The sequence below is a fragment of the Streptomyces meridianus genome (assembly GCF_023703325.1).
Taxonomy (GTDB): domain Bacteria; phylum Actinomycetota; class Actinomycetes; order Streptomycetales; family Streptomycetaceae; genus Streptomyces; species Streptomyces meridianus.
Genome location: NZ_JAMQGM010000016.1, coordinates 79,392 through 105,032, shown reverse-complemented (window position 1 = coordinate 105,032; position 25,641 = coordinate 79,392). Strand labels below are relative to the sequence as shown.

Below are 25,641 nucleotides of genomic sequence, written 5' to 3'. Positions count from 1 at the left end.
GGCCACGGGATGGTGAACGGATGTCACGTCAGTGCTCCTTGACCAGTTCGGCGTACGCCCCTCCGGCGGCGACGAGGTCCTCGTGCCGGCCGCGTTCCACGACCGTTCCGCTGTCGAGGACGACGATCTCGTCGCTGTCGCGGACCGTGCTCAGCCGGTGCGCGATCACCACGCAGGCGCAGCCGCGCCGCCGGAGGTTGTCGATGATGGTCTGCTCGGTCTCGGCGTCGAGGGCGCTCGTCACCTCGTCGAGAACGAGGATGCTGGGCCGCCGCACCAGGGCCCGCGCAATCTCCAGGCGCTGTCGCTGGCCGCCGGAGAAGTTGCGACCGTCCTGTTCCACCCGGCTGTGGATGCCGCCGGGACGTCGGGAGATCGCGTCGTGGATGGCGGCGTCCTTCAGGGCGGCGACGACGGCCTCGTCGGTGATCGAGGGGTCCCACAGTGCGACGTTGTCGCGGACGGTCCCCTCGAAGAGGAAGACGTCCTGGTCGACGAAGGAGACAGAGGCGGACAGCGCGCTGCGGGAGATTTCGTCCAGCCGCTGGCCGTCGATGCGGATGACGCCCTCCCACGGACTGTAGAGGCCCGATATGAGGCGGGAGACCGTGGACTTGCCGCTGCCGGATCCGCCGACCAGGGCGACCTGGTGCCCCGGCCCGACCGAGAGCGAGAAGTCGGTGAGAAGGGGCTTGTCCAGCGGGTTGTAGCCGAACGTGATGTTCTCCAGCGTGACGTGCCCCTTGAGACGGCGCGTGCTCGCATCGGGTTCGCGCCGGGTGTAGAGGGCGTCGACGGGGAAGCTCTCGACGTCCTTGAGCCGGGCGACGTCTGCGGCGAAGTCCTGGATCCGGCCGGCCACGCCGTTGAGCCGGGTGATCGGGGCCGTGAAGCTGGTCACCAGTGCCTGGAAGGCGACGAGCAGACCGACCGAGAGGTGGCCCTCGACCGCCCGCATGCCGCCGATGAGCAGGATCATCGCGCTGTTGAGGGCCGCGAGTGTGGGGGCGACGACGGCCAGCACGGCGCTGGGCACGCCGAGTCGCTGCTGCGTGTCCAGGGTGGTGGCGTGCTGCCCTGCCCAGCGGCGGAAGTAGCCGTTCTCGCCGCCGGTCGCCTTCATCGTCTCGATGAGCTGGAGCCCGCTGTAGGACGTGTTGGTCAACTGGGCGCTGTCCGCCCGCAGTTTCTGGGTCCCGGTGGCCCTGATGCGGATCACGATGCGCATCGCGACCACGTTGAGCAGGGCGATCAGCACGCCGACCACGGTCAGCTGCGGGTCGTAGGTCCACAGCAGGAACGCGTAGAGCACGACGACGACGGTGTCCACGCCGGCTGCCGCGAGGTCACGGGCGAGGGTCTCGGCGACGGCGTCGTTGGACTGCAGCCGCTGGACGAGGTCGGCCGGGTTGCGCTGGGCGAAGAACGTGACGGGCAGTCGGAGCAGGTGCCGGAAGAAGCGGGCGCTGCTCAGCGTCGAGGAGATGATGCGTCCGCGCAGCAGGTTCGCCTGCTGCAGCCCGGTGAGCACGGCTGTGAGCACGACGGCGGAGCCCATGGCCGCGAAGAGAACTCCGAGCATCGACGTCTGGTTCCCGAGCAGGAACATGTCGATGTAGGTGCGGCTCAGGGCGGGCACGGACGCGCCGACGACGACCAGCAGGAAGCTCGCGATCAGCGCGGCCAGCATCGTGCCGGAGGTGCCGCGCAGGCGCGCGGGCATGGCGCTCATGACCCCGGGCTTGCGGCCGCCCTTGCGGAACGAGGGGCCGGGCTCGAAGGTGAGGACGACGCCGGTGAAACTGCCGTCGAAGTCCTCCATCGACACGACGCGGCGGCCCTTGGCGGGATCGTTGATGTAGACGACCTGCCGGCCGAAGCGGCTGCCCATGCCGTCGTAGACGACGTAGTGGTTGAACTCCCAGAACAGGATGGCCGGCCCCTGGACCTCGGCCAGTGCGGCCGGTTCCATCTGCATGCCCTTGGCTTGCAGACCGTACGAGCGGGCCGCCTTGAGGACGTTGCTCGCCCGTGAGCCGTCGCGGGAGACACCGCAGGCGATGCGCAGTTCCTCCAGCGGCACGTGGCGGCCGTAGTGGCCGAGCACCATGGACAGTGAGGCCGCGCCGCACTCCACCGCCTCCATCTGGAGAACGGTGGGGGTGCGCACCCGCCGGGGTTTGCGGCCCTTGGGTACGGGCTCGGTCCTGGCCCGGGTCGGACGGCGGCGGTTGCCTCCCTGGGGCGGGCGGCGGCGGCTGCGGGGCGCGGGCGGGCGGTGCTGCGAAGTGGCGGGTTCCTTGGGCGGTGTCACGGGAGGAGCCAATCGACCGGACGCTGTTCCGACAGGTGGATGGCACCGCTGACCGGAATGGTGGAGTCGAGCTTGTACGGCGGCCCGTTCTCGGACGACCAGCGGTAACCGGACTTCGTGGTGGACGAGCGCTCGAGCTGCACGAGCACCGCCACGGGCTTGCCCTGGGCGGCGAACTGCGCGCCCAGTTGGCTGTCGCCGAGGAAGTTGGTGATCTGCTGACGGGTCTGGGGCCTGCCGACCGCCTTCACCTTGCCGCGGAGGACGCCGAACTGCTGGGTCGGCACCGACTGCACGGTCAGATCGACCTGGGTGCCCACGGGGACGGACGCTCCGTTGTCGCCCGGCACGTAGAGCACCGCGACGAGGGGGTCCCGGGCGTTGCTGATCTTTTCGATGGTCGCCACGTCGGCTCCGGGGGTGACGACGGATCCGATCTTGGCGGCCATCGTGGTGACCCGGCCGGAGGCGACGGTACGGACGGCGCGGACGCCCCGGTCGGTCTGCACGCCGAGGAGCGGCGCGCCCTGGGGCAGCATGTCGCCCTCTTCGGCAAGCACCTTGGTCACCTGGCCGGCGACAGGACTCTGGAGGACATAACTGCCCTCCTGATGGGTAAGGATCCCGGGTGCGTTCACCTTGGAGGAGATGGTTCCGGTGACGGCCCAGAAGGACGCAGCGGCCATGACCGCGATCGTCACGAGGAGCACGAGCCGGCCCTGCGGCCGGGCGAAGCGCACCGGTACGTCGAGCTCCTCGGGCGACTGCAGCTTGGAAAGCGCCTTTTGGCGGAACTCCACGAACTATTCCTTCAACTGCATTCATCTCGGGCGGGCACGGCAGTGCCTGACCGTAACACAGGGCCCGACATGCGCAGATGGCCCCGTCAAGCGTCGGCAGAAAGCAGACATGGGCCCCGAAACAGGATGCTTCGGGGCCCACGGTTCAGCACCGTCGGAATTTCATCGAATCCCGACGTGGCGAACAGAGCCGCAGGCTCGAAAGCCGCGCGGCGAAGGCGTGCTCAGAGGCCGGCGATGCCGGTGACGCCGGAGACCTGACCGGCCACGCCGGCAACGTCGACACCGGTGGTCTGGCCGACCAGGCCGGTGACCTCGGCGACCGGGAGCGCACCCTGCACGGCACCCAGGGCCGGGTCGAGGTTCACGCCGACGCCGCCGGACACGTTGTCCAGGTCGCTGTCGGCAATCTCGCGGGTCTCGACCTGGGGGGTGAAGTCCTGACGCATGACTTGACTTCCCTTCGTTGTTTGGGGGTTGTGAACGGTGTCGGCCGAGTCGGCAAAGCCGATCCGGCCGGTACAACGGTCGTCTGAGGCCCGTGTAACCGGAGTCCTGTTTACAACTTCCGCGTGCCGCAAGGAAATCACGACCGAGACCCAGCAGGCCACCCGAAGGCCTGACTCTGCGTCACCGCATCCGCCCGAGGTGCACCGTTGGCCACCGGATAGTGACGATCTCTTCACATCGCCTTGTGGCCAATTTCCGCGAACACCCCCTCGCCGGCAGTCCAGATGGGACATAAGCGGACCGAATTTTGCACTCGTGGCGACCCGCCGGCACCAATGCCGGGATTCGTGCTCCTCTCGCATTCGAGATGTGAAGGTTCGATGAAAGCGACATTGGGTGTCGAGCGTCACCGAGCCATGCGCATTTTGACCTTCGATGAACCGTTCATCCCAGGATACCGAGGGTCGGAATCAGGTGCCGACCGCGCAGGACGGTAGGGCTCGAAAGGTGAACAACCGCCCTCCACGGGGCACTTCCGGGACAATCGCCGAGCACCTCCGAATTCCCCACGACCCGAAATGGACATGTCCGGCAGAAGCCCGACCGAAATCCTTTTCAGCTGCAAAAGCGATCGACTTCGCTTTTGCCTGGATCGGCGGACGAGTCGGGCAGCGTTCCGCGCGCGCCGCACTCCCTGCGCACCGACCCGGCCGGGCCACCGATCGGACACAACCCCCATACGGCCGAAAAACAGTGTCCATTTCGCCTTTCCACTCGTTCGCAGCCGTCGATCACGCGGCCCGGGCCCATTCCCCTCCGCCCGGGCCCGACCAGGAAAGGTGAGCCATGGGCCCACACACCCCGATGGGACTGGCCGGGGAACCGGCACAGCACCTGTCGTCCACGGAACCCGAGATCAACGACATCGCGGGGCTGCACCGCGCTCTGCAGACCGCACTCGCCCTCGAGCACGCCACCATCCCCCTGTACCTGTACGCCCTCTTCTCCATCAAGCGCGGACGCAATCGCGAGATCGCCGAGATCATCCGCAGCGTCGTGATGGAGGAGATGCTGCACATGGCGCTCGTGGGCAACATCCTCAACGCCGTCGGCGCCACACCCAGGATCGGCCTCCCGGACACCGTTCCCCAGTACCCGGGACCGCTCCCCGGAGGCGTTCAGCCCGGACTCGTCGTCCCGTTGCGCAAGTGCTCGGTCGAGCAGATCCGCGACATCTTCCTGACCGTCGAGCAGCCGCACCTGCCCGTCCAGCACCACGTCCGCAACGCGCTGAAGGAGGTCGAGCAGCTCGGCGTGGCGGTCGACGACAACGGGATGATCGAGATGCTCGGCCAGGAGGAACTCGACGCGCCGCGGCGGTTCTTCCTGGCCGCCACCTTCGAGGACCACACCATCGGCTGGTTCTACCAGCGGATCGCCCAGGCCATCATCGACCTCGACGAGACCCAGGACCTGTTCACCGGCGACCCCGCGCGCCAGGTCGTCTGGCGCGGCGCGCCGGGCCGGCTGTACCGGGTCACCGATGCCACAACCGCCCTGTGGGCCGTATTCGAGATCATCCGCCAGGGCGAGGGAACCCCCACCGACCCGACCACCGGGCCCCTGCCGCCCGTTCTCGACCCCTCGCTCCGGCCCACCGGGAAGGAAGCCTCATGACCACTCCCATCAGCAGGCGTGCAGCGCTCCGGGCAGCCGCCCTGCTCACCGCGTACGGAGCCCTCCCGCAGAACTCCCCAGCGCACGCCGCGCCCGGGCCGGCCGGCCCTGCCGCCGACCCCGACGACCTGGCCCACTACTACCGGTTCCGCGAGATCGTCGAAGGCCGCCGGATGGTGCAGTCCGAGGACGGCTGGACGTTCAACGGTCCCGCCATCCCCTTCGACCCGGACGGCGTGCATCCCGTGGTCGACAGCCCGGACACCGCTTCCCTGCCGGAGGGATCCCCCCAGCGTGCGGCGTCGGAGGAGTGCGACCGCGCCTACACCGACATGCTCCGTGCCCTGAACCGGGTGTTCGACGGCCACCCCGGCGAGCTCCACCACGTCACGGCCATGATGTTCGCTCTGGAGGGTCAGGCCAGGAAACTGCTCACCATTCCCAGCGCTCCGGGCGCAACGACCGTGCTGGGCCCCGCTTTCCGGCTCGTGGACGGCGACGGCCCGGAGAACTGATCGCCGATCCTGCGTGCAAGCCCCGTCCTCGAGGACGGGGAACACATCAAGGGTGGACGACCGCGCCCCGGGCCAGGGCTCGGCCCAGGGCGCGGCCCAGGTTGAAAGCCTCACCGATCGGCGGCAGACGGCGAATGCCTGCGGGATGTCGCCCGGTTGGTCCCGGTGCGCCCGATCTCCTCGGCATGGAGCCCCGGATGGTGGGGACGTCTCAGATCTCAGATCGGGACGACGACGACCTCCGTGGCCTTGATGCCGGTCCAGACGGACACCCCCTCGGCGAGACCGAGTTCGGCGACTGCGGAGGGCGTCACCTCTGCGACGACGTCGGGAGCACGGTCGGAGACGACCAGGATCCGCAGTCTGCTGCCGACGCCGGTCACCTCGGCCACCGTGCCCGGCCTGAGGTTGCGGGGGCTGCCGTCGGGACGGCTGCGGTAGAGCGTCACCGCTTCCGGGGCGACCACGGCCAGCGCCCGCTCACCCTCGGCCGGGGGTTCGGCGGCCGTCAGCCGCCCGCCGCCGTCGAGTTCCAGAACCCCGCCGGTCACGACTCCCGCCCAGGCGTTGCGCCCGAGCATACGGGCCACCCACGGTGTCCGAGGGCGCCGGGTCACCTCGGCCGGCGGCCCGTCCTGGACGAGACGGCCCCCGTCGAGGACGACCACACGGTCCGCGAGGGAGACGGCCTCGACCGGGTCATGGGTGACGACGAGGCAGACGCCGCCGAATCCGCCGAGGTGGGTGCGCAGGGTGTGCCGGACGTGGGCGCGGGTGGTCTGGTCGAGCGCGGCAAGGGGTTCGTCGAGGAGCAGCAACCGCGGGCGGGCGGCCAGGGCGCGGGCCAGGGCGACCCGCTGGGCCTGGCCTCCCGAGAGCCGGGCGGGCCGGTGGCCGGCGAGGTGACCGACGTGGAGCCGGTCGAGCCACTCCTGGGCGGTCCGGCGCGCCTCGGCCCGGCCGGCGCCCTGGGCACGCAGTCCGTAGGCGGTGTTGGCTCGCGCGGTCAGGTGCGGGAACAGTGCGCCGTCCTGGGGGACCCAGGCGATACCGCGCCGGTGCGGAGGGAGCCCCGTGACGTCGCGATCGCCGATGCGGACGGTGGCGTGTGCGTGTGCGGTGAGGCCGAGGAGTGCTCTGAGCAGGGTGGTTTTCCCGGCGCCGTTGGGTCCGACGACGGCGATGGTGGTGCCGGGCCGGGCGTCGAGGACGAGCCGGTCGAAGCCGGTGACCTCGGCGTGCACCGGCCACTCCTCCCCCGGGCCGGCCTCTTCGGGGGGTCTGCGGACGGCCGGTTCGGGCGGCGACGGCCGGGTGGCTGCCCCCTGCGCAGCGGTGCGGCGGAGGCCGGAACCACCCCGGCGGTCGGCGGCGGGCCCGGCCCAGTGTCCGCGCAGGGCGATCAGCACGGCCATGGCGACACCCAGGAGGAGGAGCGAGACGGAGGTCGCGGCCTCCGGCCGGTTCTGCAGCAGCAGGTAGACCTGGAGCGGCAGCGTCTGGGTGGTTCCCGGCAGGTTGCCGGCGAAGGTGATGGTGGCGCCGAACTCGCCGAGGGCCCGGGCCCAGGTCAGGGCGGCGCCGGCGACGAGGCCGGGGGCGACCGCGGGCAGGGTGACGGTGCGGAACACCCGCAACGGCGATGCGCCGAGGGATGCGGCGGTCTCCTCGTACTGGGGGCGCAGTCCGGCGATGCTGCCCTCGAGGCTGATGACCAGGAAGGGCATGGCGACGAAGGTGGCCGCGACCACGGCGCCGGAGGTGTGGAACGGAAGGGTGACGCCGAGCGCGTCCTCCAGCCAGGGGCCGAGGAGTCCGCGGCGGCCGAAGCCCAGCAGCAGCGCGACACCGCCCACGGTCGGCGGCAGCACCATCGGCAGCAGGACGAGCGAGCGGACGAGTGCCTTGCCGCGGAAGTGGGCGCGGGCCAGCAGCCAGGCCAGGGGGACGCCGAGCAGCAGGGACAGGCCGAGCGCGCAGAGCGAGACGGTCAGGGACAGCGTGAGCGCCCGGGTGACGTCCTCGTCCGCAAGGTGCGTGCCCAGCCGGGACCACGGGGTACGGGCGAGGATCCCGGCGAGGGGCACGACGAGGAAGACGACGGCCAGTACGCCGGGGACGGCCAGGGCCAGGGGTGCGCCGGTGCCTGGCGGCCGGCGGGTCCGTAGGGGTCTCACCGTGCGGCTCGGCTCACGGCTTCCGGAATCCGGCGCCGCGCAGGATCTTCTGCGCCTCCGGACTCTTCAGCCAGCTGACGAACCCGGCCGCCTCGTCGGCGTGCCGGGAGTCGCGCAGGGTGGCTGCCGGGTAGGAGGCGACGGCGTTCTCGCGGTCGGGGATCTCGACGGCGTCGCACTTCTCCGGCACGGTCGCGGCATCGGTGGCGTAGACGATTCCGGCGTCGGCCTCGCCGAGTTCGACCTTGCTGAGGACGGCACGCACGTTGGGTTCGAGCGAGACGGGATCGACGTCGATCCGCTGTGCGTCCAGGACCTGCTTGCTGTAGCGGCCCACCGGGACCTCGGCCGCGGCGAGGACGACCTTGGCGCCCGGGGCCGCCAGGTCCCTCAGGTTCTCGATGTGCTTCGGGTTGCCTTCGCCCGTGGCGATCACCAGACGGTTCCCGGCGATGACGACGGGTTTCCCGGTTTCGCCCCGGAGCCCGTCCATGGTCTTCAGGTCGGCGGTCACCAACGCGTCGGCAGGGGCGCCCTGTTCGACCTGGGCAGCCAGCTCCTGGGAGCCGGCGAAGGAGAACGTCAGCTTCGTGCCCGGGTGTTCCTTCTCGTACACGGCGGCTGCGGCCTCGAACACGTCGGTGAGCGACGAGGCGGCGAGCACCGTGAGCTCGGTCCTGCGTGTGCTGCTGCCGCCGCCGGCGCAGGCGCCGAGCGGTGTCAGCAGCGCCGCGGCCAGTGCAGCCGTGGCGGCGCGGCGGACGGTGGGGGCTCGGTTCACGTCGTGGTCTCCTCGGCTGTGCCGCCGGTCTCCCGGGCGGTGTCGGCGTCCGCCGGAGGCGTTGCCCACCGGCCTGTGCGCCCTTCCGTCAGGTGCGATCGATGTGGACGTTGGTGGACTTCACCCGGGCGGTGGCCTGCATGCCCACTTCCAGCCCGAGTTCCTCGACGGCCTCCCGGGTGAGGAGGGAGACGAGCCGGTGGGGACCGGCCTGGATCTCCACCTGGGCGGCGATGTCGCCGAGCTTCACCGCTGTGACGATCCCGGGGAAGGCGTTGCGCGCAGAGGTGCGGGCGGTCTCTTCCTCCCCCGGGACGCCCGGAGCGTCCTGTGCCGCCTCCACCGCGAAGGCGGCCAGGTCCCTGCCGTCGACGAGACGGCGTCCGGTCTCGTCCCGGTGCGTGGCGAACCGGCCGGCGTCGGCCCAGCGACGGGCGGTGTCCGGGCTCACGCCCAGCAGCCGAGCCGCCCGGCCGATGGTGTAGGACTGCATGTGCGCAAAACTAGGCCACATCATCTTGCATCTGCAATACGATCAGCCGTTTTCGGCTTGCACATGCATCGGCATCCACGAGGAAATCCCGGGCCCGTCTTCGACACTCCGGGCCTCCCGGACGTCCACGCGCCCTGCGATCCCATGGGAACCACGGACAATGGGAACGAGGATGCACGGAACAGGCCTGTCCCTTCCTGTGAGGCGGCGCTCGTGAACCTGAGTACGCGCAACCGGATCTCCGGAACCGTCAGCCGTCTCGACATCGGCGAGGTGATGGCTTCCGTCACGGTGCGCCTGCGCGGCGGCCAGGAGATGACCGCCGCCGTGACGCGCGAGTCCGTCGAGGAACTCGGCCTGGCCGAGGGCTCCCCGGTACAGGTGCTGGTCAAGTCCACCGAAGTCGCGCTCGCCACCGGCTCCGTCGACGGCCTCAGCATCCGCAACCGTCTTCCGGGAACCGTCACGGCGGTCTCCCCCGGTGCCGTCATGACGTCGGTCAAGGTGGCCGTGCCGGGTGCCACCCTGACAGCCGTCGTCACCGGGGACGCCGTCACCGACCTCGGCATCACCGTGGGCTCCCCGGTGACCGCTCTCGTCAAGGCGACCGAGGTCTCGCTCGCCTCGATGCGCTGATCCCGGGCGGACGAACCGGCTCGGAACGCCGGGGCACCCGACCCGACGGGCCGGCGAGGGCTCGACGCCGCCGGCCTCCGGACCCGGACCGTCAGGGGAGTTCGTCGGCGAGGGCGCGCACGAAGGCGGCGAGCAGGCCCTGGGCGACGGGGTCCGCAACCGCGTCCGGCAGTGCCTTCTCGGCCAGGGTGACGTGCTCCCGGATGCGCGCCTCCAGCCAGGATCGGCCTCCGCAGTCCTCGACGAGGTCGGCGACGCGCTCGAGTTCGCGGAGGTTCGGCTCTCCGGAACCCGCGTAGAAGGCGGCCAGCTCGTCACGGGCCGGGCGGCCGGATTGCAGGGCAATGGAGACGAACGCCCGGGCCTTGCGCCGGCGCAGGTCGGCCAGCGGGTCCTCGAGTGCCTCCCGGGACGTCCCCCAGACGCCCTCCCAGTCGTCGTAGAAGGCCATGGCCATTCCGGCGTGGAAGCCGAACCGCTCGGCTGCCGCGACCTCGTCGTCCTCGGCCTCCCGGACCAGTGCGCCAACCATCGCCACGCCGGCGGTGGGCACGGCGATGGTGCTCTCCAGCAGGTCGAGGGATTCCTGGAGGTCCGGCTGCGGTTCGCCCTCGGCCTGGAGGTCGCGGATCTGGCCGGAGCAGCACTCACGGATGGCGAGCGCAGCCCGGCGGCTCAACTCGACGGCAACACGCGGCGGTTCGTTCGCCAGAAGTTCGAAAGCCAGGCAGTGCAGGGCGACCCCGACCTGGATCGCCGCGTCGGTGCCGAAGGCGTTCCAGAGCGTGGGGCGCCCTTTGCGGAGCATCTCGCGGTCCTGGACGTCGTCGTGCACGGTGCCGGCGGCGGACATCAACGTGCCGGCGACGGCCGCGTTGCGCACCCTGTCCCACGCGTCCTCGGTGCTGCCCGCGCACAGCAGCGCCATCAGGGCGGGGCGGCGGCGGAAGCCGATCGGTGTCGTGGCCCGGCCGTCGGCGTCGACCCAGCCGAAGTGGTACTCCGTCATGCGTCTGACGGGTTGGCTGAGCATGCGGGTCGCCTCGCGCAGCGCGGGCTCCATGTAGGCGATCACGTGCTCGGTGATCTGCTGCGCCGTTCGTTCGCTCTGCACCACGCGGCCTCCGTCTGCTCATCGGGAACGAGTGCGGTCGCAGATCGTGCGGACGGGGCGCCGAGGTGGGGCGGGGGACGGCACCGGCCGACGGGACCTGACGCGACCGGACTATCACTCTCTGTTACCCACATGGAGGTCGTTCCACGCCTGCGTTCACCCGTTGGAGCCCTGTGCCGACCGGCGCAGGCCGTTCGCAGCGGACTCGCGCCTACGGCTCCCGCGCCAACCGTTCCTGCCTACGCAGACGCCGGATCCGCTGCACCATCCCCGAGAAGGCCGACCAGGTCCGCAACCGCACCGAACGCGGCTCCCGCGGAGGGCGGCCACCGAAGTTCGACAAGAACGACTACAAGGAGCGCCATGCCGTGGAATGCGGGATCAACCGGCTGAAGCGCCACAGGTCCGTGGCGACGAGGTACGACGAACTCACGGGTCCGGTACGAAGCCACCGTGTTGATCGCAGCTGTCAACGAGTGGCTGCAACCGGCACAGTCGTACCACTGCTCACAGAGTGATCCAGTAGCGGCGCTTGATGCCCGCGTCAGTCGTGCGGACATCTTCCAGGACACCACCGTTACGTTCGATGCTGCGTGCCGACCCGATGTTGTCGTCGTCGCAAGTGACGAGGACTCGATCCAGGCCGAGCGCCCGGGCCTCGGGTAGAACCGTCCCGAGAGCCCACGTTGCCAGGCCGCGTCTCCGGAAGGAGGGCCGGATGCTGTAGCCGATGTGCCCGCCGACGTCGAGCAGAAGGGCGTTCAGGTAGTGCCGCAGATCGACGGCTCCCAGGTAGCTGTCGCCCTCGACGATCCACCAATGGGTGGCATGGACGCGCTCTTCTCCCACAGCAACTGACCTGTCCGACTGCTGTTGCAGTCGTTCGACCCACTCCAAAAAAACGGCGGGGCTGTCGAGGTCGGCATCAGGTGCGAGACGCAGGCCTGTCCCGTCCTGGTGGGCGCCTGGAGGCCACTCGTCACGCGCTGCGAGCCACGAGGATTGCAGCCGGCCTGTGGGTACGATCAGTTCAGGCATGCGGCCGAAGCTAGCACTCGTTCGTCCCCCGGGATCACAATTTTTGCGCTGATCCGGAGCCACGGCTGCTCGCCGTCATACCGCGTGGGACGTGACCATCCACGACCTTGATCCACTTTCGCAACAGGCCCTAGAAGACTCATGAAGATCTTGCGAGGGGCCGTCCGGTCGTAGGCCGGGTGGCCCCTCGATCTATGCAGTGACCGGGTTGATCGTCCAGGTGCCGTTGGTCCGGGTGAGTCCGAGGTTGATCAGTCGTCGGAGGTTGAGGGCGGCGGCTCGGGTGTGGAGCCAGGTGTCGTTGGCGATGGTGCCGCGGTAGCGGAGTTTGCGGTTGCCGTGGTGGACGAGCCAGGCAACAGCGCGTTCGACGGGTGGTCGCCAGCGGCGGTAGTCGGCTTGCCAGTCGGGATCGGTGGCGGCCTGGCGGCGAGCGGCGGTCAACAGGTCGTGGTGCGGGCGGATGGTCAGGATGCGGCCGGTCCTGGCCTTGGTGCATCGCTCACGCAGGGGACATCCAGTGCATAGTTTCCCGAAGGTGGCCTTGCGCTGGTGGTGCTGCCCGCCGGGATCCGACAGGGAGACGGTGTGTCCGTTCGGGCAGGTCACCGTGTTGGCGGTGGTGTCGATGACGAAGTCGTCGAGCGTGAAGCCGCCGGGGACGGCCGGCCGTAGCGGGGCGGGTTTGAAGAACAGCCGGTGCCCTGCTGCTTCGAGGGCCTGGCGGGCGTCGCCGGTAGAGTAAGCGGTGTCGCCGAAGGCGTCCACCGGTTGTTCCTCTTCGGCGAGCAGGTCGATGCCGACGGCGGCCTCGTGGTGCTCGGGTCCGGCCCCGGGAGTCAGGGCAACGGCGGTGTATAACCCGGTCTCGGGCTCGGTGGCCAGGTGGGCCTTGTATCCGTCCTGCTGGTGGGTGCGGGTCTTGTGCACGTGCCGGGCTTCGGGGTCGACGGTGGAGACCATCCGGTTCGGTGCAGTTCCCCTGGTGATACGCCAGCGCCCGTCGCGGCCGTCGGAGTCCTGGGCCGGCTCCACGTCCTGACCTGCGACCAGGGCCAGGATGCCGACCGCGTTCGCGGCCTTCTCGCCCAACTGCTGCTCGGGCAGGTGTCCCAGCAGCCGCAGCGCGTCTCCGACCAGGGCATCGACCAGCCCCGCCCGGGCCTGCTCGTCGTTCCAGGCGATACGGGGCTTGCCGGGGTCGGTGTAGTCGTGCGCGGTGCACTGCGCCGCGGCCACCTCGGCGGCACCGGGGACCTCACGGATCACCGCCCGGACGGCGGCAATGATCTGCGTGACGGTGTCCTGGGTGGCCACCGCATCGTCAAGCACAGTGGAGTCCAGCGCCCGCCGATGCTTGCCCCTGAGCACCCCGGTGGCCTTCACGACCTCGCGGACGGCCTCGAAGACCCGGTTCGGCCGGGCCGAACGGCTCAGGCGACGGCGGAAGTAGGCCAGCAGCGACGGATCGAACGCCATGTCGTTGAGGCCCAGCCCGCAGGCGGCCTTCCACCGCAGGTCACACCGCAGTTCCTGGACCGTCTCGAAGTCCGACAGCCCGTTAAGGGCCTGCAACGTGACCGCCGAGGCCAGGATCTGCGGCGGCATACTCGGCCGCCCGTTCGCCGACGGGTACATGTCCGCGAACATCTCCGCCGGAAACAGCGCACCACGATGCTCGGCCAGAAACGCGAACACACTCCCAGCCGGAATCAACTCCCGGCAGGTCTCCCACACATCCGGCCCGACCGTCTCCCCGGCCCATTCCCCCATCACCACAAAATGAGTCTGGCCCCGCCGCACACACGGCGGGGCCAGAACCCCAAGATCTTCATGAGTCTTCTAGTAACAGGCGATCGGTGCCGCGGCGTGACTGACGGGGATCGTGTGGGTCACCCAGGAAGGACCGCTGCCGAGGTGCAGCAGGAAGGACGTCGGCTCCGGAAGGTAGTCGGGGACGCCACCGTCCAGTGCCAGACCGCTTTGGAGATGGGTGCTGGGGGCGCTGCACAGGGTGCTTCCCGCGAAGGCCGCGGTGACAGGGCGGTGCACATGGCCCGCCAGAACCCGCGCGACATTGCCGTGCCGGGCGAGCAGGACGGCCAGGTCCTCACCGTCGTCCAGGCGCATACCGTCCAGGAACGGGATGCCGACCGCGATCGGAGGGTGGTGCAGGCAGACGACCGCCGGTCTCTCCGGCCTGCGGGCGAGTACCCCGTCGAGCCACTCCAGCTGTGCGGCCCCCAGATGCCCTCCCGGCGAGCCGGGAACCGCCGTGTCGAGGGCCATCAGCGTGAACGCCGGGAAATCCACTGCGTAGTGCGTCCGCGCCGCGCCACCGAGGAACCGTGTGCCGCCGAACTCCTCCAGGAGCGTCCCGGGGTCGTCGTGGTTGCCGGCCACCACGTGCAGCGGCAGAGGAAAACGGCCGATCACCTCGCGCAACGCCCGGTACTCCTCCGGATCACCTCGCTCGACGAGGTCTCCGGTGATCACGACGCAGTCGGGCCGCGGGGCGAGCGTGAGCACGCGGCCGAGCGCCCGGTACAGCCCTTCCGCTGGGGGGCCGGCGAGCGGGCCGGTCGTGATGTGCGGGTCACTGATGTGCGCGACGGATGCGGTCATCCCCGCACACTCCAACACCGCTGCGACGACGGCAATCGGTCATGCTCAGGGCGAACCACGATCACCGGAACTCCCACCGGGAACAGGCGTGTCGGGCAGCACGCGGGCCGGCGCCGGCCCGTTCGGTCTCCCTGCCTGCCACCGTGACGGCGGTGCGTCCACCTCTTATCTTGGCCAGGGCTCCGCCCTTCAGGGCGGGGCCCTGGAACAGCGCGCCGCTCAGCGCAAGCGGCACCGCAAGCCCGGCGAACGCACCAGCCGCCGACTGCACCACACCTACGACCAGATCGCAGGACTCCGCGCGAAAGCCAAGCGCAGGGCCCTGGACTGGCAGCACCAAACGACCACCGCCATCGCCCGCACATACGGCACGATCGTGGTCGAAGCACTCACCATCACGAACATGGTCAAGTCGGCCAAGGGGACCATCGAGGAGCCGGGGAAGAACGTTGCCCAGAAGTCCGGGCTGAACCGCTCCATCAGCGGGGAGGCATGGGGCCGGACGGTCACCCTGCTGACATACAAGACCGCCCGGCACGGCGGCACCCTGCACAAAGTCCCCGCACCCGGCATCTCCGGGCGCTGCTCAGCGTGCGGCTTCACCACGCCCGGCAGCCGGGAGACCCAGGCCGTGTTCGTGTGCAAGAACCCGGACTGCGGCTGGTCAGGCAACGCCGACCGCAACGCAGCCCGGAACGTCTTGCACCTGTACCGGATGGGCCTCGCGCTCATCCCGGCTGCCGGGTGGGCAGTCGTCAGGCGCGCGAAGCGCGTCAGGCCCGCTACCGCAAGGTAAGCAGGAATCCACCGGCTTCAGCCAGGAGAACACATCAAGGAGTCGGGTTCCCTCCTCCGCCGAGGCGCACCGGCAGGGTGCTCGCGCTGTTGGAGAACATCGAGGGCACGGGCGGGAGCTCGTCCGGTTCGGCCGCCAGGCTCAGGTCCGGGTACCGGTCGAAGAGTGCCTCCAGGGCAGTGGTGGCCTCCAGCCGGGCGAGGGGGGCGCCCAGGCAGACGTGCGGCCCGTGGCCGAACGACAGGTGGCGCTGCTGGGTGCGCGTGATGTCGAAGCGGTCGGCGTCGGGGCCGTGGTGGGATGCGTCGCGGCCGGCGGCGCTGTAGGGGGCCATGATCGCCTCGCCCGCGGGGATGACGGTGCCTGCGATGTCGATGTCCTCGAGGGGATAGCGGGCGAGGAAGTTGCCGATGGGCGCGTCCCAGCGGAGGGTCTCCTCCACGACCTCCGCCCAGGAGACCTCGCCGCGCCGGACGAGGGCGAGTTGGCCGGGGTGGGTGAGCAGGGCGCGCACGGCGTTGACGATCAGGCTCAGGGTGGTTTCGTGGCCGGCCGCGAGCATCAGCAGCAGGGTTCCGACGAGTTCCTCCTCGGTCAGCGCGTCCGGATCGGCGTCCCGGGCCGCGACGAGGTCGCTGGTGAGGTCGTCCCCCGGATCCTTGCGGCGGGTTTCGACGACCCGGGCGAGGATCTTGTAGAGCTCGATCTGGTTCGCGAGGACCGTCTCGGGATCGAGGTCGGAGCGGAAGATCTTGTCGACGGCGTCCCGCAGCGGCGGCCGGTCGTCCATGGGGACACCGAACAGGTCACTGATCACCTGCATGGGCACGGGGTAGGCGAAGTGCGGGCGCAGGTCTACCGTGCCGTCAGGACCGGCGTGCCCGGGGAGTTCGGAGACGAGCCGTTCGACGATCTCCGCGACGGTACCGCGCATGTCCTCCACCCGGCGGGGAGTGAACGTCTGGCTGATGAGCTTGCGCAGCCGGCGGTGCTCCTGGCCGTCGGCGGTCACCATGTTGGTGACCTTGACCATGCCGATCAGCGGCCATCCGTCGGGGATCTCACCGCGTTTGATGGCGTTCCAGTTGCGCCAGTCCTTGGAGACGCGGGGATCGGTGACGAGGTCGGCGATCAGGTCGTGGCGGGTGACGCTCCATGCGGTGACGTCTCCGGGCAGGGTGATGCGGACGACGGGGCCGAGCTCGCGCAGCCGGGCGGCCTCGCCCTGGTGGTCGGCTCCGGCGGGGTCGAGGGTCAGGTGGGGCACCTGGGCGGGGTCGGTCATGAGGAGTCCTGCCTTTCTGGGCGGCGGCGTGCGGGGTCGGACGTCCGGTAGTGCGGTTCCTCGAAGGTCACCGGCAGTGCGGCGGGGCAGCGGGTCCAGGGCGAGGGGTTCCAGGTGATGTCCGCGGCGGGGACGGTGAGGGTGAGACCGGGCAGCAGGTGGAGTGCGGTGCTGACGGCGGTGCGGGTGATGACGCGGGCGGTGGTCCGCGCCGGGCACATGTGCGGGCCGGCGGAGTAGGCCATGTGGCCCCGGTTGCCCTGGGGCCGCTGGTCGGCCGTGCCCAGGCCCGGGTCGCTGTTGGCGGCGGCCAGGCCGAGGACGAGGACGTCGCCGCGCCGGATGCGGCGGCCGCCGAGTTCGGTGTCCCGCAGGGCGTAGCGGGCCGGCATGTGGGTCATGGGCGGTTCGCGCCACAGCACTTCGTCGAGGGCCTCGTCCACGCCGAGCCGTCCGCCCCGCAGGCGTGCGTCGAAGCCGGGGTCGGTGATCATGCGGTAGAGGGTGTGGGCGATCCAGCAGGTCGTGGTCTCGTTGCCTGCAGAGATCATCACGACCATGGACTGCAGGATCTCGGAGTCGTCGCGCAGATCGGGGTGTTGGAGGAACTGGCTGGTCAAGTCGTTTGTGGGGCGTTTCCGACGCTGTCGCAGGGTGTCGTGGAGGATCTGTTCGAAGCTGCGGTTGCCGGCCTGGGAGTCGTCCTGGCTGCCGAACAGCGCGATGAGGGCGCGGCGCAGTTCGTGGCCCTGGGCGGTGTCGAGGCCGAAGAGGCGGGCTACGGCGAGCATGGGGACGTGGGCGGCGAAGTCGGCGACGAGGTCGGCCCGGCCCTCCTGGACGAAGCCGTCGACGAGTTCGGTGCACAGCTCCTGGACCTCTCGGCGCAGGGTACGGTGGTCGATGTGGGCGACTCCGTCGTCGAGCGGTTTCCTGAGCCGGCGGTGCTCGTGCTGGTCGGCGCCGATGACGTTGGGCCGGTAGGCCATCATCGGCAGCAGGCCCGAATGCGGGGACACCAGGCCGTCGTTGAGGTCGCGCCAGTTGCGGGCGTCGCGGGAGAACAGCGGTTCGCGTTCGGTGATCTGCCGGATCTCGTCGTAGCCCATGACCAGCCAGGCGGGGACGCCGGGTTCGAGGGTGACGGGTGCGACGGGACCGTGTTCGGCGCGCAGGTGCCGGTAGACGGGGTGCGGGTCGCGTGATCCCGTGATGGCGATCAGGGGCATGCGGCCGGAGGCGGGGCATCCGTCGCCCGGGGCGTGGGTGGTCACGCGGTGCTCTCCAGAGGGGTGTGCCGGGCGGCACTGGCCACCAGGGCGATGAGGGCTTCGAGCGAGGAGTCGTGGTCGCGGGCGTCGAAGGAGACGACCGGGGTGTCGGGCAGCAGGTCCAGTGCGGCTCGTAGTTCGTCCTCGCTGTAGTGCTTCGAGTCGGGGAAGTTGTTCACGGCCACGGCGAAGGGCATGCCCTGTTCCTCCAGTTGGTCGAGGACTTCGAAGCTCTGGGCCAGCCGCCGGGTGTCCACGATGACAAGCAGCCCGATCGCCCCCACGACCAGTCCTTTCCACAGGTCCCAGAAGCGGCGCTGGCCGGGCGCACCGAAGAGGTAGAGCACCAGGTCGTCGGTGACGGTGATGCGGCCGAAGTCCATGGCGACCGTGGTGGTCCGCTTGGTCTCCAGGCCGGAGAGGTCGTCGATGTCGACGCTCGCCTGGGTGATGCGCTCCTCGGTGCGCAGCGGTTCGATCTCGCTCACGGAACCGACGAGCGTGGTCTTGCCGACACCGAACTGGCCGACGACGACGATTTTGGCGGACTTCGTGGCTGTCGGCGGCAGATACTGCGGTTCAGACGCTGAGCCGGCTGCGGAGACCATGGAGAACCTCGAGAAGCGTGTCGGTGTCGGGTGGTTTCGGTCCGGGCGAGCGTCTCGTGAGGTGACCCGATGCGAGCAGGTCGCAGGCGAGGATGGTGGTGACGCTGATCGGCAGGCCGAGGTGGACGGCGGCTTCGGCGAGCGAGAGGCGTTCCCGGCACATGTGCCAGAGCCGTCGGTGGTGCCGGCTCGCCGTCAGGGGCAGGGTGTCGACGGCGCCGGTGGCTTCCAGCAGGGTCTCCACGCCGAGCCGTAAGGGGGCCTCCGAGCGGCCCCCGGTCAGCACGTACGAGCGGACGGGTCCACCGGGGCCGGTCACGGCGTCGACTGCCCCCGGGCCGGAGTTGCCATGTGCTCGCCGAACCGCTTGATCTGCAGGACCATCTGGGAGGCGATCAGCCCGGGGTCGATGTTCCGGTCGGTCAGCACGGCCAGCCGGGAGCCGTCGCCGGAGCTGCGGAGGAAGAGGTAGTGGCCGCTCCACTCGATCATCTGCTGGGTGATCTCGCCGCTGCCCATGAGCTCGCCGATACCGGCCGCGAGGGAGTGCAGGCCGGAGGCCGCAGCGGCGATCTTCTCCGCGTCCGGGTCGGCGAGGTCCGGTGAACGGTGTTTGACCATGCCGTCCATGCTGAGCACCAGGGCGTGCCGCACGCCGGGAAGGTCGACGACCTCGCTGATCATCCAGTCGTTGCCGGTGTTGGTCACTGGTCTCCCTCGGGGGCCTCGGGGGCGGGCGAGCCGCTCAGGAACTGATGCATGAACCGAGCGCACTGCTCGGCGTCGGCCTCTGCGCCGGCATCGGCCGCGGCGGGCGCCGGCCGGCCGTTGTCCGACGGGGGCGGGGCCGCTGTCCGGCTCCGGCGGGAGGTGCGCTGAGGCAGCCCGGAGGGGGTCGAGGTGTCGGCAGCCGTTGCGCTGGAGCGGTTCGTCTCCGTTCGCGCCACAGGTGCGTCGCCGGGCCTTCTCGTTACCGCCGGGGCACTCTGCGCGGGCCGTTCGGCGGTGGGCACGGCGGGGTCGACCACCTCCAGCAGGGTCTGCGGGACGAGGACGACGGCCCGCACACCCCCGTACGGGGAGCGGTCCAGGCCGACCTCGATGTCGAAGCGCCGGGCGATGACACCGGTCACGGGCAGACCGATCTGCGGTGTGTCGAGGTCGCGCAGGCCGACCACGAGCCGTCCCGAGGCGATGCGGTGCGCGGTCTCCAACTGGCCCTCGTTCATGCCGAGCCCGCGGTCGTCGATCTGGATGACCGCCCCCCGCTGGACGAGTTCGACCGACGCGCTCACACGGTGCCGGGGGGCGGAGAACAAGGTGGCGTTCGACAGCAACTCGGCCACCAGGTGGATCACCCACTCCGCCGCCTGTGCTTTCACGCCCATGTCGATCTCGCCGGTGATGTCGACCCGGCGGAATTCGGTGATGCGTCCGGCGGCGGCTCGGACGACGTCGGTGAGCGGAACGGTCTCGCGCCACTGCTGGCCGGTCCACTCGCCGCACAACAACCGCAGGCTCTGTGTCAGGTGGGCGAGGAAGGTGGCCTGGTGGTCCATCTCCATGCCGAGCGAGACGAGATCGGGGTCCCCGCTGCGGGTCAGTGTCTCGGCCTTGTTCTGAAGTTGCAGGGCGCCGCTCTGCACGCGCTGGGTCAGGAAGACGACGGCGTGTTCGTAAGTCTCCCGGTCGGTGTCCTTGGCGGTGCGCACCTCCTTCAACAGGCCCTCGAGGACTCCGGCGAGTTCGCCGTCCGTCCGGTAGCCCCCCGGGACGGCCGGTGCGGGGTCACGGTCGTCGAGCACGGCCCGCAGGCGCTCGCTCCACTGCGCGAGCGCGGCCCGCAGCGCGGCCGTCCGCTCCTCGGCGGCGGCAGCCGCCTCCTGCCGGGTCCGTTCCTCCTGCCGACGGGCCCGGTCGAGTGCACGGAGGCCGGTGATGTGCCGCCGCCACAGGAGCACGACCAGGACCGGCAAGAGCGGCGCGGCGAACGCGGCTCCCCCGGCTTCGGAAGACCACCAGCCGGCTGCCGAGCCGAACTGCGCGACCGCGGTGGCGGTGCCGAGGAGCAGCGCGGCGAGCCACAGCACCCGCGACGGTGGGGAGGGACGGGGAGAAGGTACTCGTAAGTGCATGGCGTACATGCCGCTTTCACAGTGGGGGCATCGCGGTCAGGTCTGCCGCGCAGGTGGGGGCGGCGCACCCGTCATCATCAACTCCGTTGATGATGACGGGTAGTTGCGATGGTAGCGACCATTGGCCACAGCTGTCCCCCAGCGCCACTGGATTCACATCCGCACCACGCACAACTCCGGCCGGTCGTCGTGGAATGACCCTGTTCCAACAGCCCTGTCCCGGCGGCCCCGTTCCGACCGGTCTCCGCCGGCGACGCCCCGCGGTATCAGTCCCGCAGCACGGGGTTGAGGAGCGGCTCCCCGACGGCGAAGCGGCGCACCTGCTCCACGATCAGCCGGTCCGCGCGCGGCCAGTAGCAGGCCGACCCTCCGGCGACGTGCGGGGTGATGAGAACGCCGGGAGCGCTGCGCAGCGGGTGGTCCCCGGGCAGCGGCTCGGGATCGGTGACGTCGAGTGCGGCGCGGAGCCTTCCCGCGGTGACCTCGGCCAGCAGGGCGTCGGTGTCCAGCGTGCGCCCCCGGCCCACGTTGACGACGAGTGCGCCGTCCGGCATCGCCGCAAGCTCCTCGGCCCCGAACTGCCCGATGCTGGACGGGGTTTCGGGAAGAATGAGGACAGCGATGTCCACCTCGGGCAGCAGCCGCGGCAGTTCCGTCACGGCGTGCACGTCCTCGTCCGGCCTGGCACGGCGTGCGACCCGCACCACTTCGGCGCCGCAGGCGAGCAGCCGACGTTCCAGAGCAGTGCCGATGGACCCGTAACCGACGACGGCGACCCGGGAGTCGGTGAGCGAGCGGGTGAAGTGCGGCTCCCAGCGCCCCTCCCGCTGGTCGGCCACCCACTGCGGCAGGTCCCGCTGTGCCGCGAGGATCAGGGCGAGCGCGTGCTCGGCCGTGCTGTCGTCATGCAGCCCGCGGCCGTTGTGGAGGGCGACACCGTCGGGTATCAGCGGCAGCAGCTTCTCCACTCCGGCGCTGAGGGACTGCGCGCAGCGCAGCGACGGCAGCCGCTTCAGCAGGCGCTCCGCGCCGGGCACGGCGTAGGGCAGCACCCACAGCCCGATCCGGTCGAGCACGTCCTGGGGCAGGTCGTCCTCGGAGGTCAGCCCGTCCCAGACGTGCACGCGCACGCCGTCCGGCCACGGTCCGTGGCGCTGTTCGAGGTCGCGCCGGGGTACGAGGACGTCGAGGCCGTGCGGCTCGCTCATCGGTCCGTTCTCCTTGTCGATCAGCGGTGGCGCTGTGCTGAGCGGCCCGCCACCCCGGCCGTGGGTCTCTGCGTCCAGTCCTAACAGGACGGGCCTCGCCGTGGAACCGCCGGTCGGCACCGGCCCCCGGGAATTCTGCTGCTCAGGGGCCTGCTCCGGCGCCGGAGCAGGCCGCGGCGGCGGCTCGGCTAGCCTGAACGGACCATGAACCGCTTGACGACGTCGTGGGGGGCTTTCGACCTCACCCGCTTCCCCGAGAACCCCAGTGATCCGCTCCGCGCCTGGGACGCGGCGGACGAGTACCTGCTCCGGTACCTCGCGGGGACGGACGGCGACCCGGTGGACCTGTCGGGCACGGTGGTCGTCGTCGGCGACCGGTGGGGGGCGATCACCACCGCCCTGGCCGGACACGGGCCGGTCCAGATCACCGACTCGTTCCTCGGCCAGGAGGCGACCCGCGCCAACCTGACACGCAGCGGAGCCGGCACCGGAGCGGCGCGGATGCTGTCCACCCGCGACACCCCGCCGGAGCGCATCGACGTCCTGCTGGTCCGGGTGCCCAAGAGCCTGGCCCTGCTCGAGGACCAGCTGCACCGGCTCGCCCCCGCTCTGCACCCGGGGACCGCCGTCGTCGGCACGGGCATGGTCAAGGAGATCCACACCTCGACGCTCGAGTTGTTCGAGCGGATCGTGGGCCCGACCCGGACTTCCCTCGCGGTGAAGAAGGCGCGTCTGATCCTCAGCGCGCCGGATCCGGAGCGCGACCCGGGCCCGAGCCCCTGGCCCCTGCGGTACGACCTGCCGGGCGGGATCGGCCCGGTTTCGGGCCTCCGGGTCACCAATCACGCCGGGATCTTCTGCGCCGACCGGCTCGACATCGGCACCCGGTTCCTGCTGGCCAACCTGCCGCGGCGCAGCGGGCCCGAGGAGGTCGTCGACCTGGGGTGCGGCAACGGCGTGGTGGGCCTCGCGGCAGCACTGGACAACCCCCGGGCCCGGGTGACGTTCGTCGACGAGTCGTACCAGGCGGTGGCGTCCGCCGAGGAGACCTTCCGGACGCACGCCGACCCCGGCGGCGGCCGGGCACGCTTCCTGGCGGGAGACGGACTGGCGGACGTGCCGCCGGAGTCGGTGGACCTGGTGCTGAACAACCCGCCGTTCCACTCTCACCGGGCGACGACCGACGCCACGGCCCGCCGCATGTTCCTCCAGGCCCGCGCGGCGCTGCGGCCCGGCGGGGAGCTCCGGGTCGTGGGCAATCGGCACCTGGGGTACCACGTGACGCTGCGGCGGATCTTCGGGAATTGCGAACTCGTCGCGGGCAATCCGAAGTTCGTCGTCCTGCGCGCCCGGCGGCACGCAGCGGCCTGACCGGGCCCGGGGGGGCGAGCAGGCCGGCGCAGTGCGGGGCCCGTCAGCGGCCGAGAGCCTTCGCCAACTCGTCCTTGGTCATCTTGGAGCGGCCTTCGACACCGCGCTGCCTGGCCTCGTTGTAGAGCTGGTCGCGGGTCGGCCCCTTGGGGCCGCTGTGCGAGCGCTGTCCGCCGCGCTGCGAGGCCGACTTCGGATCACGGAGCGAGGACTTCGACGCCTGCTTCGACTCCCCGGCGCGGGCCCGCTCCTTGTTGACCGTGCGCGCGGCGATCTCCTTGGCGCGGCCGGGCGGCGTACCGCGCTTCTCGGCGCCTTCCTTGATGTGCTCGTACTGCCGCTCCCGCTTGCGGCCTGCTCCCTGCGGCATCACGCACCTCCTGTGCTCGGTCGTCGAGGGGGAAGCCTCTTCGTGCGCCCGGTTTCCCGCGCGACGCGACCCGAAACGGTACGAGGCGGGTGGAGTGGGTGGCACCGTCACAGGGGACCCGTCAGGGACCGGAAGGTTTTCCTCCGGATGGGCGACGAGCGACGAGGCAGGTGACGCCGTCATGACCAAGAGGGACGAAGCAGTGGTGCGCGCTCTGCTGGCGCAGCAGGGCAGAACGTACGCCTCCGAGGCGGGGATCACCCTGCGCGACACTCCCGTTCCCCTGTTCCGGCTGCTCGTGCTGGCCGATCTGCTGTCGGCCCGGATCAGGGCGGACGTCGCGGTCGCCACTGCCCGGGCCCTGTTCGGCGCAGGCATGGGCGATCCACGCGGGATGGCCGACGCCACCTGGCAGGAGCGGGTGGACGCGCTCGGCGAGGGCGGATACCGGCGCTACGACGAACGGACGGCCACGCAGCTCGGCAAGGTCGCCGAGCTGGTCCGCGACTCCTACCGGGGGGACCTGCGACGGATGCACGAGAGCGGTGACCTCGCACGGCTGCTCCGGGAGTTTCCCGGCATCGGCCCGGCCGGGGTGGACATCTTCCTGCGCGAGGTGCAGGGCATCTGGCCCGAAGTCGCGCCCCACCTGGACCGCAAGGCGCTCGACGGCGCGGAACGGCTCGGCCTGCCATCGAAACCGGAGGCCCTCACGCGGCTGGTGGCCCCGGGGGATCTGCCCCGGCTGGCGGCCGCGCTGGTTCGCGTCGCGCTGCGCGACGAGGCCGCGGAGTCGGTCCTCGAAGCGGCCTGAGACGCCGTATCCCGGCCGGACACGTCTTCCGGCGGGCCGGAACGCCTCAGGCCGGCCGCTGGTTGAAGCGGTCCGCCGCCCTCTCGTTCAGCCGGCTGCACAGACCGACCAGCCTCGACCGGGCGGCGGATCCCGGCATCGTGACATCCGCCCCCCGCACCGGGACGCCCCCCGGCGCGGTCCCGTCGACCGCCGGCAGCAGACGGGCCAGAACGGAGTTGGCCCGGGTCACCAGCACGGGAGCGACCCCGTGCGCCCGGGCCGCCAGCCGGGCGGCAGGGGTGAGGACCAGGCGCGGCCTGCGGCGCTCGACGGCTCCGACGATGCGGGCCGCCGCGCGCTCGGCGTTCATCGACAGGACGGGCAACCCGGCCAGGGAGGCGAACCAGGCGTACTCGCGGCCGGTGTCGCCGGTGAACATCGCCTGCAGATGCGATCCGGTCCGCATGAGCCCGGGATGCACCGCGGTGACGCTGACACCCCGGTGCGCCATCTCCTCCCGCAGCCCTTCCGCCAGGGATCCGATCGCCGACTTCGCACAGGAGTAGGGCAGCAGGTGCGGCACGGCCATCAGACCGCCGATGGAGCCGGTGAGGGCCAGCCTGCCGCCCGCAGGACTCCGCCGCAGATACGGCAGGGCCTCCAACGAGGTGTGGAGGGCGCCGAAGAACATCGTCTCCATCGCATTCCTGAACTCCCCGACGCCGACCGCGCCGTCGCCGACCGGGCCGACCTGGATGACACCGGCGTTCGCCAGGACGACGTCCACTCCCCCGGCCCGTGCGGCGGTTTGTGCCATGAGCTCGTGCACGGCGTCGCGATCGCGTACGTCGCAGACCAGTGTGCGGACCTGCACCCCGTGCGAGGCGGCCAGCAGACCCGCCGCCGCGGCGAGCTCCTTTCCGTCGCGGGCGGCGATGGTGACGTCGCAGCCGGCCCGACCCAGTTCGCGGGCCAGGAGCAGTCCGAGACCGCGCGAGCCCCCGGTGACCACGGCGGACAGTCCCTGCAGTTCGGAGGCGGGCATGGGGCCTCTTTCCGGAGACGGCGGAACCCTCACACACTCCCTCGCCGACAGCCCTCACGCACGTCGGCAGGACCCCACCGATGCCACTGTTTCCCGTTGCCGCCCGCGGGAACCCCGAAGGCGTCACGACCCGGGG

At 70.7% G+C, this 25,641-nt stretch carries 25 protein-coding genes and 1 pseudogene; 7 read left to right on the top strand and 19 right to left on the bottom strand.

Annotated elements, in window-relative coordinates:
- Window positions 1–28 precede the first annotated feature (28 nt).
- From M1E25_RS07555 to M1E25_RS07545, 3 genes are all read right to left on the bottom strand, one after another.
- Window positions 29–2,314: an NHLP family bacteriocin export ABC transporter peptidase/permease/ATPase subunit gene (locus M1E25_RS07555; RefSeq protein WP_308290401.1), complete on the bottom strand. Its 2,286-nt coding sequence runs from the start codon at window positions 2,312–2,314 to the stop codon at window positions 29–31.
- The gene (locus tag M1E25_RS07550; RefSeq protein WP_251411621.1) at window positions 2,311–3,114 is read right to left on the bottom strand and encodes an HlyD family efflux transporter periplasmic adaptor subunit; all 804 of its coding nucleotides are present in this window, start codon (window positions 3,112–3,114) and stop codon (window positions 2,311–2,313) included. Before M1E25_RS07550 ends, M1E25_RS07555 begins: the two co-directional genes overlap by 4 nt.
- A 224-nt stretch (window positions 3,115–3,338) precedes the next feature.
- A complete protein-coding gene (locus M1E25_RS07545) occupies window positions 3,339–3,563 on the bottom strand; it encodes a type A2 lantipeptide (RefSeq protein ID WP_251411618.1) in 225 nt (74 codons plus the stop codon).
- 847 nt (window positions 3,564–4,410) lie between these two features.
- Between M1E25_RS07545 and M1E25_RS07540 the strand changes: the two genes are divergently transcribed.
- Window positions 4,411–5,241 carry a ferritin-like domain-containing protein gene (locus M1E25_RS07540; RefSeq protein WP_251411616.1) on the top strand — a complete coding sequence of 277 codons (831 nt, stop codon included), beginning with the start codon at window positions 4,411–4,413 and terminating at the stop codon, window positions 5,239–5,241.
- Window positions 5,238–5,756 carry a hypothetical protein gene (locus tag M1E25_RS07535; RefSeq protein WP_251411612.1) on the top strand — a complete coding sequence of 173 codons (519 nt, stop codon included), beginning with the start codon at window positions 5,238–5,240 and terminating at the stop codon, window positions 5,754–5,756. Before M1E25_RS07540 ends, M1E25_RS07535 begins: the two co-directional genes overlap by 4 nt.
- A gap of 218 nt (window positions 5,757–5,974) precedes the next feature.
- Here M1E25_RS07535 and M1E25_RS07530 read toward each other — a convergent pair whose 3' ends face one another.
- The 3 genes from M1E25_RS07530 to M1E25_RS07520 all read right to left on the bottom strand — a co-directional run bounded on the left by M1E25_RS07530 (window position 5,975) and on the right by M1E25_RS07520 (window position 9,207).
- Window positions 5,975–7,933: an ABC transporter permease gene (locus tag M1E25_RS07530; RefSeq protein WP_251411610.1), complete on the bottom strand. Its 1,959-nt coding sequence runs from the start codon at window positions 7,931–7,933 to the stop codon at window positions 5,975–5,977.
- A gap of 13 nt (window positions 7,934–7,946) precedes the next feature.
- Window positions 7,947–8,660, bottom strand: coding sequence for a molybdate ABC transporter substrate-binding protein (gene modA / locus M1E25_RS07525; protein ID WP_285830512.1), 714 nt, complete (start codon window positions 8,658–8,660; stop codon window positions 7,947–7,949).
- A gap of 142 nt (window positions 8,661–8,802) precedes the next feature.
- Window positions 8,803–9,207 (bottom strand): TOBE domain-containing protein, encoded by a 405-nt coding sequence (locus M1E25_RS07520; RefSeq protein WP_251411605.1) that lies wholly within the window; start codon window positions 9,205–9,207, stop codon window positions 8,803–8,805.
- Between the two features lie 213 nt (window positions 9,208–9,420).
- Between M1E25_RS07520 and M1E25_RS07515 the strand changes: the two genes are divergently transcribed.
- Window positions 9,421–9,843: a TOBE domain-containing protein gene (locus tag M1E25_RS07515; protein ID WP_251411602.1), complete on the top strand. Its 423-nt coding sequence runs from the start codon at window positions 9,421–9,423 to the stop codon at window positions 9,841–9,843.
- A gap of 91 nt (window positions 9,844–9,934) precedes the next feature.
- Here the strand turns inward: M1E25_RS07515 and M1E25_RS07510 are convergent, their stop codons facing one another.
- The gene (locus M1E25_RS07510) at window positions 9,935–10,960 is read right to left on the bottom strand and encodes a polyprenyl synthetase family protein (protein WP_251411599.1); all 1,026 of its coding nucleotides are present in this window, start codon (window positions 10,958–10,960) and stop codon (window positions 9,935–9,937) included.
- A gap of 206 nt (window positions 10,961–11,166) precedes the next feature.
- Here M1E25_RS07510 and M1E25_RS26005 point away from each other — a divergent pair.
- A pseudogene (locus tag M1E25_RS26005) lies at window positions 11,167–11,440 on the top strand (IS5 family transposase); the annotation flags it as partial.
- 24 nt (window positions 11,441–11,464) lie between these two features.
- On the opposite strand, the gene M1E25_RS07500 reads toward M1E25_RS26005, so the two are convergent.
- The 3 genes from M1E25_RS07500 to M1E25_RS07490 form a co-directional block, all read right to left on the bottom strand.
- On the bottom strand, window positions 11,465–11,995 hold the full coding sequence (locus M1E25_RS07500) for a GNAT family N-acetyltransferase (protein ID WP_251411596.1): 531 nt from the start codon (window positions 11,993–11,995) through the stop codon (window positions 11,465–11,467).
- A 192-nt stretch (window positions 11,996–12,187) separates the two neighbouring features.
- Window positions 12,188–13,768, bottom strand: a complete 1,581-nt coding sequence (locus M1E25_RS07495; RefSeq protein ID WP_251411593.1) for an IS1182 family transposase — start codon at window positions 13,766–13,768, stop codon at window positions 12,188–12,190.
- Between the two features lie 69 nt (window positions 13,769–13,837).
- On the bottom strand, window positions 13,838–14,620 hold the full coding sequence (locus M1E25_RS07490; RefSeq protein WP_251411590.1) for a phosphodiesterase: 783 nt from the start codon (window positions 14,618–14,620) through the stop codon (window positions 13,838–13,840).
- An 88-nt stretch (window positions 14,621–14,708) separates the two neighbouring features.
- Between M1E25_RS07490 and M1E25_RS07485 the strand changes: the two genes are divergently transcribed.
- Window positions 14,709–15,416: an RNA-guided endonuclease InsQ/TnpB family protein gene (locus M1E25_RS07485; protein WP_505016599.1), complete on the top strand. Its 708-nt coding sequence runs from the start codon at window positions 14,709–14,711 to the stop codon at window positions 15,414–15,416.
- Window positions 15,417–15,450: 34 nt separating this feature from the next.
- On the opposite strand, the gene M1E25_RS07480 is transcribed toward M1E25_RS07485, so the two are convergent.
- The 7 genes from M1E25_RS07480 to M1E25_RS07450 form a co-directional block, all read right to left on the bottom strand.
- On the bottom strand, window positions 15,451–16,701 hold the full coding sequence (locus M1E25_RS07480) for a cytochrome P450 family protein (protein WP_251411588.1): 1,251 nt from the start codon (window positions 16,699–16,701) through the stop codon (window positions 15,451–15,453).
- Window positions 16,698–17,930: a cytochrome P450 gene (locus M1E25_RS07475; protein ID WP_251411691.1), complete on the bottom strand. Its 1,233-nt coding sequence runs from the start codon at window positions 17,928–17,930 to the stop codon at window positions 16,698–16,700. Before M1E25_RS07475 ends, M1E25_RS07480 begins: the two co-directional genes overlap by 4 nt.
- Window positions 17,931–17,971: 41 nt before the next feature.
- Window positions 17,972–18,580: a GTP-binding protein gene (locus M1E25_RS07470; protein WP_251411585.1), complete on the bottom strand. Its 609-nt coding sequence runs from the start codon at window positions 18,578–18,580 to the stop codon at window positions 17,972–17,974.
- Entirely contained in the window at window positions 18,552–18,899 is a 348-nt protein-coding gene (locus M1E25_RS07465) for a DUF742 domain-containing protein (RefSeq protein ID WP_251411582.1), read from the bottom strand. Before M1E25_RS07465 ends, M1E25_RS07470 begins: the two co-directional genes overlap by 29 nt.
- A complete protein-coding gene (locus tag M1E25_RS07460) occupies window positions 18,896–19,288 on the bottom strand; it encodes a roadblock/LC7 domain-containing protein (protein WP_251411579.1) in 393 nt (130 codons plus the stop codon). The genes M1E25_RS07465 and M1E25_RS07460 overlap by 4 nt, the downstream gene beginning before the upstream one ends.
- Window positions 19,285–20,715: a histidine kinase gene (locus tag M1E25_RS07455; RefSeq protein WP_251411576.1), complete on the bottom strand. Its 1,431-nt coding sequence runs from the start codon at window positions 20,713–20,715 to the stop codon at window positions 19,285–19,287. Before M1E25_RS07455 ends, M1E25_RS07460 begins: the two co-directional genes overlap by 4 nt.
- 266 nt (window positions 20,716–20,981) lie before the next feature.
- The gene (locus M1E25_RS07450) at window positions 20,982–21,923 is read right to left on the bottom strand and encodes a 2-hydroxyacid dehydrogenase (RefSeq protein ID WP_251411573.1); all 942 of its coding nucleotides are present in this window, start codon (window positions 21,921–21,923) and stop codon (window positions 20,982–20,984) included.
- A 204-nt stretch (window positions 21,924–22,127) separates the two neighbouring features.
- Between M1E25_RS07450 and M1E25_RS07445 the strand changes: the two genes are divergently transcribed.
- Window positions 22,128–23,294 carry a methyltransferase gene (locus M1E25_RS07445; protein WP_251411570.1) on the top strand — a complete coding sequence of 389 codons (1,167 nt, stop codon included), beginning with the start codon at window positions 22,128–22,130 and terminating at the stop codon, window positions 23,292–23,294.
- Between the two features lie 43 nt (window positions 23,295–23,337).
- On the opposite strand, the gene M1E25_RS07440 is transcribed toward M1E25_RS07445, so the two are convergent.
- The gene (locus M1E25_RS07440; protein WP_251411567.1) at window positions 23,338–23,664 is read right to left on the bottom strand and encodes a plasmid stabilization protein; all 327 of its coding nucleotides are present in this window, start codon (window positions 23,662–23,664) and stop codon (window positions 23,338–23,340) included.
- 181 nt (window positions 23,665–23,845) lie between these two features.
- On the opposite strand from M1E25_RS07440, the gene M1E25_RS07435 reads away from it, so the two are divergent.
- The gene (locus tag M1E25_RS07435; protein ID WP_251411564.1) at window positions 23,846–24,478 is read left to right on the top strand and encodes an HhH-GDP family DNA glycosylase; all 633 of its coding nucleotides are present in this window, start codon (window positions 23,846–23,848) and stop codon (window positions 24,476–24,478) included.
- A 46-nt stretch (window positions 24,479–24,524) separates the two neighbouring features.
- Here M1E25_RS07435 and M1E25_RS07430 read toward each other — a convergent pair whose 3' ends face one another.
- The gene (locus tag M1E25_RS07430) at window positions 24,525–25,505 is read right to left on the bottom strand and encodes an SDR family NAD(P)-dependent oxidoreductase (RefSeq protein WP_251411562.1); all 981 of its coding nucleotides are present in this window, start codon (window positions 25,503–25,505) and stop codon (window positions 24,525–24,527) included.
- Window positions 25,506–25,641 lie beyond the last annotated feature (136 nt).

Bases quoted from the DNA above. Each gene is read 5' to 3' on its own strand.
- M1E25_RS07520 (WP_251411605.1), bottom strand. From the start codon at position 9,207: ATGCAGTCCTACACCATCGGCCGGGCGGCTCGGCTGCTGGGCGTGAGC.
- M1E25_RS07545 (WP_251411618.1), bottom strand. From the start codon at position 3,563: ATGCGTCAGGACTTCACCCCCCAGGTCGAGACCCGCGAGATTGCCGAC.
- M1E25_RS07475 (WP_251411691.1), bottom strand. From the start codon at position 17,930: ATGCCCCTGATCGCCATCACGGGATCACGCGACCCGCACCCCGTCTAC.
- M1E25_RS07470 (WP_251411585.1), bottom strand. From the start codon at position 18,580: ATGGTCTCCGCAGCCGGCTCAGCGTCTGAACCGCAGTATCTGCCGCCG.
- M1E25_RS07480 (WP_251411588.1), bottom strand. From the start codon at position 16,701: ATGACCGACCCCGCCCAGGTGCCCCACCTGACCCTCGACCCCGCCGGA.
- M1E25_RS07435 (WP_251411564.1), top strand. From the start codon at position 23,846: ATGACCAAGAGGGACGAAGCAGTGGTGCGCGCTCTGCTGGCGCAGCAG.
- M1E25_RS07440 (WP_251411567.1), bottom strand. From the start codon at position 23,664: ATGCCGCAGGGAGCAGGCCGCAAGCGGGAGCGGCAGTACGAGCACATC.
- M1E25_RS07450 (WP_251411573.1), bottom strand. From the start codon at position 21,923: ATGAGCGAGCCGCACGGCCTCGACGTCCTCGTACCCCGGCGCGACCTC.
- M1E25_RS07455 (WP_251411576.1), bottom strand. From the start codon at position 20,715: ATGCACTTACGAGTACCTTCTCCCCGTCCCTCCCCACCGTCGCGGGTG.
- M1E25_RS07430 (WP_251411562.1), bottom strand. From the start codon at position 25,505: ATGCCCGCCTCCGAACTGCAGGGACTGTCCGCCGTGGTCACCGGGGGC.
- M1E25_RS07490 (WP_251411590.1), bottom strand. From the start codon at position 14,620: ATGACCGCATCCGTCGCGCACATCAGTGACCCGCACATCACGACCGGC.
- M1E25_RS07495 (WP_251411593.1), bottom strand. From the start codon at position 13,768: ATGGGGGAATGGGCCGGGGAGACGGTCGGGCCGGATGTGTGGGAGACC.
- M1E25_RS07445 (WP_251411570.1), top strand. From the start codon at position 22,128: ATGAACCGCTTGACGACGTCGTGGGGGGCTTTCGACCTCACCCGCTTC.
- M1E25_RS07500 (WP_251411596.1), bottom strand. From the start codon at position 11,995: ATGCCTGAACTGATCGTACCCACAGGCCGGCTGCAATCCTCGTGGCTC.
- M1E25_RS07535 (WP_251411612.1), top strand. From the start codon at position 5,238: ATGACCACTCCCATCAGCAGGCGTGCAGCGCTCCGGGCAGCCGCCCTG.
- M1E25_RS07540 (WP_251411616.1), top strand. From the start codon at position 4,411: ATGGGCCCACACACCCCGATGGGACTGGCCGGGGAACCGGCACAGCAC.